Genomic DNA, 7,124 nt, shown 5'->3' with positions numbered 1-7,124 from the left:
GCCGAGGGTGTAACCGAAGCCCGGCTCCAGCGGCTCGATCACGAACCGGGAGCGGAATTCGTCGACGACCTCTTCGGTCAACGAGGGACGCTGAGCGATCAGCATGTGTGGATCAGATCCTTCAGTCGTGGGCGCCCGCTATTTGACACCCGACGTGAACCGTCCCCGGCGAAATGGGACGGGTACTGCAAGGGTACGGGCGATACGGCCCTTTTACGGAGCCGTACCGCCCGGAAACCGTGAACCCGAAGGCGTCGCGTCAGACGCGGCGGCGCTTCGGCGGACGGCAGCCGTTGTGCGGGGTCGGGGTGACGTCCTGGATGGAGCCGACCTCGAGGCCCGTGGCCTGCAGGGAGCGGATCGCGGTCTCACGACCGGAACCCGGGCCCTTCACGAACACGTCGACCTTGCGCATGCCGTGCTCCTGGGCGCGGCGGGCAGCCGACTCGGCGGCCATCTGCGCGGCGAACGGCGTGGACTTCCGGGAGCCCTTGAAGCCGACGTGGCCGGCGGAGGCCCAGGAGATCACGTTGCCGGACGGGTCCGTGATCGAGACGATCGTGTTGTTGAACGTGCTCTTGATGTGCGCGTGGCCGTGAGCGACGTTCTTCTTTTCCTTGCGGCGCACCTTCTTGGCAGCGCCCTGACGACCCTTGGGGGGCATCTATAACTCCTACGGGAGGTGGTCGGTCCTACAGCGAAGACCGTGGACAGGCGTCCGCTGTGGACTACTTCTTGCCCGGCTTCTTCTTGCCGGCGATGGCGCGACGCGGACCCTTGCGGGTACGAGCGTTGGTGCTGGTGCGCTGACCGCGGACGGGCAGACCACGACGGTGACGAAGACCCTGGTAGGTACCGATCTCGACCTTGCGGCGGATGTCGGCCTGGACCTCGCGACGGAGGTCACCCTCGGTCTTGATGTTGTTGTCGACGTACTCGCGGATCGCGACCAGCTGCTCCTCGGAGAGGTCCCGAACACGGGTGTTCGGGTCCACGCCGGTGGCGGCCAGCGTCTGCTGGGACAGAGTCCGGCCGATGCCGAACACGTAGGTGAGGGCGATCTCCACGCGCTTTTCGCGCGGGATGTCAACACCGGAAACGCGTGCCATTCAATGGCTCCAGTTACTTGTCGGAGGTCTTCCGCAGAACCGACGCCCAGCCGCCGTACCAGGTACGAACTGGGTCCCCAGCCTCCGAACCGGGGGTGTCAGGCGAACGATCGATCGTTCCCCTGGGTCCTGCGTATGAACATATTCAGCTCGCGTCGCGCGAATCTCTGCGAGAGATGCAGAGGGATCGGTCGTGCGTCAGCCCTGGCGCTGCTTGTGGCGCGGGTTGTCGCAGATGACCATGACCCGGCCGTGACGGCGGATCACCCTGCACTTGTCGCAGATCTTCTTGACGCTCGGCTTGACCTTCATGGGGTGAGGTTCTCCGGGTCAGTGCCGGCAGCCCCGACGCACACGGCGGCGAGGCACAGGCAAGATCTACTTGTAGCGGTAGACGATCCGGCCACGGGTCAGGTCGTACGGAGACAGCTCCACCACGACCCGGTCGTCAGGGAGGATGCGGATGTAGTGCATGCGCATCTTGCCGCTGATGTGTGCCAGGACCTGGTGGCCGTTCTGGAGCTCGACCTTGAACATGGCGTTCGGAAGAGACTCGACGACAGTGCCCTCGATCTCGATGGCACCTTGCTTCTTGGCCACGCTTCGCCCTTCGAATCGACTACCTTGATCGACTCTGTGCGGAACGCATGCAGGCATGCGGGTACACAAGAGCCGACGAGTCAGTCTACGACAGGGCCCTCAGAAACACGAATCGAGAGAGTCTGCCCCAGCACGAAGAGCTTTAAGCGCGCGCCGAAGGGGCGCGGGGAACTGCGCGACACGCCACGACGCGCCCTCAGCCGCCACCCCGCGTGACCGCACACCCCGGAGGGCGTCGGTGCTCAGCCCAGCGGATCGGGCGCGGCCACGATCCCCATCTCGGCGAGCTTCGCCTTCCCCCCGTCGGGAGAGGTCAGCACCAGCGGGCCTTCCTCCGTCAGGGCGACAGAGTGCTCCCAGTGCGACGACCACGTACCGTCCGTCGTGATGACGGTCCAGTCGTCCTCGAGGACCTCCGTCTTCGGCGTCCCCAGGGACACCATCGGCTCGATGGCCAGGCAGAAGCCGGGCACCAGCTTCGGGCCCTTGCCACGCCGCCGCTCGACGTAGTTCAGCAGGTGCGGGTCCATGTGCATCTCGGTGCCGATGCCGTGGCCGCCGTAGTCCTCGATGATCCCGTACTTGCCGCCGCCGGGCTTGGGCTGGCGGCGGATGTACGTCTCGATGGCCCGGGAGACGTCGACCAGGCGGTTGCCCTGCTTCATCGCGGCGATGCCGGCCCACATCGACTCCTCGGTCACCCGGGAGAGCTCGACGAGCTCCGGAGCGTGACCGGAGCCCACGAAGGCCGTGAAGGCCGCGTCGCCGTGCCAGCCGTCGATGATGGCGCCGCAGTCGATGGAGATGACGTCCCCGTCCTTGAGGACGACGTCGTCGGACGGGATGCCGTGGACGACGACCTCGTTCACGGAGGTGCAGATCGTCGCCGGGAAGCCGCCGTAGCCGAGGAAGTTCGGCTTGGCGTTGTGCTCGGCGAGCACCTTGCGGGCGACCTGGTCCAGGTCCTTCGTCGTGGCCCCGGGTACGGCGGCCTCGCGGGTCGCCGCGTGAATGGCGGCGACGACCAGCCCCGCCTCACGCATCTTGGCGATCTGCTCGGGGCTCTTGATCTGCACCATGGGGGCTACGGCCTTTCTGGACCTTCGGCGACGACGAACGCCTTCAACGATACGGGGCCGCGCGACCGGCCCCACCCACACAGCAGCCGCGGCACCCCGAGGGGAAACCGCGGCCGTAGCTGCGTACGGACGGCTACTTGCCGTCCTCGCCACGCTTCAGCGCCTCCATGGCGCGGGTCGTGACGTCCTCCACCTTGCCGAGCGCGGAGATCGTGACCACCAGGCCCTGGGCCTTGTAGTAGTCGATGATCGGCTCGGTCTGGGTGTGGTAGACCTCCAGGCGCGTGCGCACCGTCTCCTCGGAGTCGTCATTGCGCTGGTACAGCTCGCCGCCGCAGACGTCGCAGACGCCGTCCTTGGCCGGCTGCTTGTACGTCACGTGGAAGACGTGCGAGGAGTCGCTGCGGCAGATGCGCCGACCGGCGATCCGCTTGACGACCTCGTCCTCGGGGACCTCCAGGTCCAGCACCGCGTCCAGCTGCATGCTCTCGGTCTCGAGGAGCTCGTCCAGCGCCTCGGCCTGCGAGACGTTGCGCGGGAAGCCGTCCAGCAGGAAGCCGTTCTCGGCGTCCGGCTGCTCCATACGGTCCTTCGCCATGGCGATGGTGACCTCGTCGGGCACGAGATTGCCCGCGTCCATGTAGGACTTCGCCAGTTTGCCGAGTTCCGTCTGCCGGCTGATGTTGGCCCGGAACAGGTCGCCCGTGGAGATGTGCGGGATCGACAGGTTTCGTGCCAGGAACGCGGCCTGCGTTCCCTTACCGGCGCCCGGCGGCCCGACGAGGACGATACGCATCAGCGGAGGAACCCTTCGTAATTGCGCTGCTGGAGCTGGCTCTCGATCTGCTTCACGGTCTCGAGACCGACACCCACGATGATCAGGATGCTGGTCCCGCCGAACGGGAAGTTCTGGTTTGCCCCGAAACCAACCAACGCCATCGTCGGTACAAGAGCGATCAGACCCAGATACAGCGAACCCGGCCAGGTGATCCGGTTGAGTACGTAGCTCAGGTACTCAGCGGTCGGTCGGCCAGCCCGGATGCCCGGGATGAAGCCACCATACTTCTTCATGTTGTCGGCGACTTCCTCGGGGTTGAAGGAGATCGCCACATAGAAGAACGCGAAGAAAACGATCAGCAGGAAGTACGAAATGATGTAGTACGGGTGGTCGCCCTTGACGAAGTGCTGCTCGATCCAGGTCTTCCACTCCGACTTGCCTCCGGCGAACTGGGCGATCAGTGCCGGGATGTAGAGCAGCGACGAGGCGAAGATGACGGGGATCACACCCGCCTGGTTCACCTTGAGCGGGATGTAGGTGGACGTACCGCCGTAGGAACGGCGGCCGATCATGCGCTTGGCGTACTGCACCGGGATGCGGCGCTGGGCCTGCTCGACGAAGACCACGAGGCCGACCATGACGAGGCCGACCAGGATGACCGTGCCGAACTCGATCCAGCCGCCGGCCAGGGAGCCCTGCTTCTTGATGGCCCACAGCGCGGACGGGAAGGTGGCGGCGATCGAGATGAACATCAGGATCGACATGCCGTTGCCGATGCCGCGGTCGGTGATGAGCTCGCCGAGGTGGCGGCGATCGAGATGAACATCAGGATCGACATGCCGTTGCCGATGCCGCGGTCGGTGATGAGCTCGCCGAGCCACATCACGGCCGCCGTACCGGCGGTCATGGTGATGACCATGGTGATGGTGACGAAGATCGACTGGTCGGGGACGATCTGGCTGGCCACCGGGCAACCCTGGAACAGGGCGCCGCTGCGGGCGGTGGCGACGAGGCCGGTGCCCTGAAGGATGGCGAGGGCGATCGTCAGGTAGCGGGTGTACTGCGTGATCTTCGCCGTGCCGGCCTGGCCCTCCTTCTTCAGGGCTTCCAGGCGCGGGATCACCACGGTCAGCAGCTGCAGAATGATGCTCGCCGTGATGTACGGCATGATGCCCAGCGCGAAGATCGTGATCTGGAGCAGCGCGCCGCCGCTGAACATGTTGACCAGGCCGAAGAGACCCTGGTTGGCCTGGGCGTTGTCGATACAGGTCTGGACGTTCCGGTAGTCGACGCCTGGGATCGGGACGTGCGTACCGACCCGGTAGACCACGATGATGGCGAGCGTGAAGAGCAGCTTCTTGCGCAGGTCGGGCGTCCTGAACGCCCGGGCGAACGCGGTGAGCACGGTGCCTCCTGCGACCCCCGCGCGACTGCGTCAAGGGTGACGTCTTGAGAGTCCAATAGAACAACGACATGGGTAACGGTCAACTGCCGCTCAGAGTGCCCGTAGTGCGGCACCCTGTGAAAAGTGGGCAGTGCAGGCCACCTTACCGGCGAGACTGCCGCCCTAGGAACGACCGACCGGGGATACCCCATATGTGGGGTATCCCCGGTCGGGATCGCTCAGGTCATCGAGACGCCTGTGGTGTTCAGACGAGCTCGGTGACAGAACCGCCGGCGGCGGTGATCTTCTCCTTGGCGGAGCCGGAGACGGCGTCGACCGTCACCTGCAGCGCCACGGAGATCTCGCCCTGGCCGAGGACCTTGACGAGGCTGTTCTTGCGAACGGCCCCCTTGGCCACCAGACCCTCGACGGTGACCTCGCCACCCTCGGGGTAGAGCGCGGCCAGCTTGTCGAGGTTCACGACCTGGAACTCGGTCTTGAACGGGTTCTTGAAGCCCTTCAGCTTCGGAAGACGCATGTGGAGGGGCATCTGGCCACCCTCGAAGCGCTCCGGAACCTGGTAACGGGCCTTCGTGCCCTTGGTACCACGACCGGCCGTCTTACCCTTCGACGCCTCACCACGACCGACACGGGTCTTGGCGGTCTTGGCGCCCGGGGCGGGACGGAGGTTGTGGATCTTGAGCGGGTTCTGCTCCGCCATGATCAGTCGACCTCCTCGACCGTCACGAGGTGGCGGACGGTGTGCACCATGCCGCGGAACTCGGGACGATCCTCCTTGACGACCTGCGTGTTGATGCCCTTGAGACCAAGGGAGCGCAGGGTGTCACGGTGGTTCTGCTTGCTGCCGATGTACGACTTCGTCTGCGTGATCTTGAGCTGAGCCATTACGCAGCACCAGCCCCGGCACGCGCACGCAGCAGAGCCGCGGGAGCGACGTCCTCGAGCGGCAGACCACGGCGAGCCGCGATCTCCTCGGGACGCTGCAGGCCCTTGAGGGCCTCCACGGTCGCGTGCACGATGTTGATCGCGTTCGACGAGCCGAGCGACTTCGACAGGATGTCGTGAACGCCGGCGCACTCGAGCACGGCACGCACCGGGCCACCGGCGATAACGCCGGTACCGGGGGACGCCGGCTTGAGCAGGACGACGCCCGCCGCCTTCTCACCCGTGATCGGGTGCGGGATGGTGCCCTGGATACGGGGGACCTTGAAGAAGTGCTTCTTGGCCTCCTCAACACCCTTGGCGATGGCGGCCGGCACCTCCTTGGCCTTGCCGTAACCGACACCCACGGTGCCGTCACCGTCGCCCACCACGACCAGCGCGGTAAAGCTGAAGCGACGACCACCCTTCACAACCTTGGCGACGCGGTTGATCGCGACAACGCGCTCAACGTACGCGGTCTTCTCGGCGGCAGCAGCGCCGCCGTCACGGCCCTTCCGGTCCCGCCGCTCGCCGCCACCGGCACCGCCACCGCGGCGCTGGGGTCCAGCCATTGGAATTACCTCTCTCTGTTTCCGCTAGCTACGGAACCGACTCAGAACTTGAGTCCGGCCTCGCGGGCGGCGTCCGCCAGGGCGGCGATGCGCCCCGCGTACTGGTTACCACCACGGTCGAACACGACGGCCTCGACACCGGCGGCCTTGGCGCGCTCGGCGACCAGGGCGCCGACCTGCTTGGCCTGCGCGGACTTGTCGCCCTCGCCACCGCGGATCGAGGTGTCCAGGGTGGACGCCGACGCCAGGGTGTGACCCTTGATGTCGTCGATCACCTGGGCCACGATGTGGCGGTTCGAGCGGGTAACGACCAGACGCGGACGCTCCGCCGTACCGTTGATGTGCTTACGGATACGAATGTGGCGGCGCTTGATCGCGGCGCGCTTGTAGGCGTCGCCCTTGAGGATCTTCTGCCCGTATGCCATGGCTTACTTACCCGCCTTTCCGACCTTGCGGCGGATGACTTCGCCCTCGTACTTGACACCCTTGGCCTTGTACGGGTCGGGCTTGCGCAGCTTGCGGATGTTGGCCGCAACCTCGCCGACCTTCTGCTTGTCGATGCCCTCGACCGAGAAACGGGTCGGGGACTCCACCTTGAAGGTGATGCCCTCGGGGGCCTCGACCAGGATCGGGTGGCTGTAGCCCAGGGAGAACTCCAGG

General features: G+C 65.9%; 11 protein-coding genes and 2 pseudogenes. All 13 read right to left on the bottom strand.

Features of this window, described 5'->3' with window-relative positions; all coding sequences use genetic code 11:
• Positions 1-105, bottom strand: a pseudogene (locus FDO69_RS40745) (DNA-directed RNA polymerase subunit alpha); the annotation flags it as partial.
• 154 nt (positions 106-259) lie between these two features.
• Complete coding sequence (rpsK, locus tag FDO69_RS40740) at positions 260-664, bottom strand: 30S ribosomal protein S11 (RefSeq protein WP_003956432.1); 405 nt, start codon at positions 662-664, stop codon at positions 260-262.
• 64 nt (positions 665-728) lie between these two features.
• Positions 729-1,109, bottom strand: a complete 381-nt coding sequence (gene rpsM / locus FDO69_RS40735) for a 30S ribosomal protein S13 (protein ID WP_003974244.1) — start codon at positions 1,107-1,109, stop codon at positions 729-731.
• Between the two features lie 198 nt (positions 1,110-1,307).
• Complete coding sequence (rpmJ, locus tag FDO69_RS40730; RefSeq protein WP_003974245.1) at positions 1,308-1,421, bottom strand: 50S ribosomal protein L36; 114 nt, start codon at positions 1,419-1,421, stop codon at positions 1,308-1,310.
• A 66-nt stretch (positions 1,422-1,487) separates the two neighbouring features.
• Positions 1,488-1,709, bottom strand: coding sequence for a translation initiation factor IF-1 (infA, locus tag FDO69_RS40725; RefSeq protein ID WP_003948620.1), 222 nt, complete (start codon positions 1,707-1,709; stop codon positions 1,488-1,490).
• Between the two features lie 242 nt (positions 1,710-1,951).
• Complete coding sequence (gene map / locus FDO69_RS40720; protein ID WP_104789253.1) at positions 1,952-2,788, bottom strand: type I methionyl aminopeptidase; 837 nt, start codon at positions 2,786-2,788, stop codon at positions 1,952-1,954.
• Between the two features lie 133 nt (positions 2,789-2,921).
• On the bottom strand, positions 2,922-3,584 hold the full coding sequence (locus tag FDO69_RS40715) for an adenylate kinase (RefSeq protein WP_104789250.1): 663 nt from the start codon (positions 3,582-3,584) through the stop codon (positions 2,922-2,924).
• A pseudogene (gene secY / locus FDO69_RS40710) lies at positions 3,584-4,971 on the bottom strand (preprotein translocase subunit SecY). The gene FDO69_RS40715 and the pseudogene secY overlap by 1 nt, the downstream one beginning before the upstream one ends.
• 244 nt (positions 4,972-5,215) lie before the next feature.
• Positions 5,216-5,671 (bottom strand): 50S ribosomal protein L15, encoded by a 456-nt coding sequence (gene rplO / locus FDO69_RS40705; RefSeq protein WP_030839644.1) that lies wholly within the window; start codon positions 5,669-5,671, stop codon positions 5,216-5,218.
• 2 nt (positions 5,672-5,673) lie between these two features.
• Positions 5,674-5,856 carry a 50S ribosomal protein L30 gene (gene rpmD / locus FDO69_RS40700; RefSeq protein ID WP_005481207.1) on the bottom strand — a complete coding sequence of 61 codons (183 nt, stop codon included), beginning with the start codon at positions 5,854-5,856 and terminating at the stop codon, positions 5,674-5,676.
• A complete protein-coding gene (gene rpsE / locus FDO69_RS40695) occupies positions 5,856-6,464 on the bottom strand; it encodes a 30S ribosomal protein S5 (protein WP_013001409.1) in 609 nt (202 codons plus the stop codon). The genes rpmD and rpsE overlap by 1 nt, the downstream gene beginning before the upstream one ends.
• Positions 6,465-6,505: 41 nt before the next feature.
• Positions 6,506-6,889, bottom strand: a complete 384-nt coding sequence (rplR, locus tag FDO69_RS40690; RefSeq protein WP_007494754.1) for a 50S ribosomal protein L18 — start codon at positions 6,887-6,889, stop codon at positions 6,506-6,508.
• 3 nt (positions 6,890-6,892) lie between these two features.
• Positions 6,893-7,124: 50S ribosomal protein L6 (locus tag FDO69_RS40685; RefSeq protein WP_104789244.1), on the bottom strand; the 232-nt coding region annotated here is incomplete at its 5' end.

The organism is Streptomyces tibetensis, assembly GCF_007655005.1.
In the GTDB taxonomy this organism is placed as follows: Bacteria; Actinomycetota; Actinomycetes; order Streptomycetales; family Streptomycetaceae; genus Streptomyces; species Streptomyces tibetensis.
This window is presented reverse-complemented; position numbering and strand designations above follow the sequence as displayed.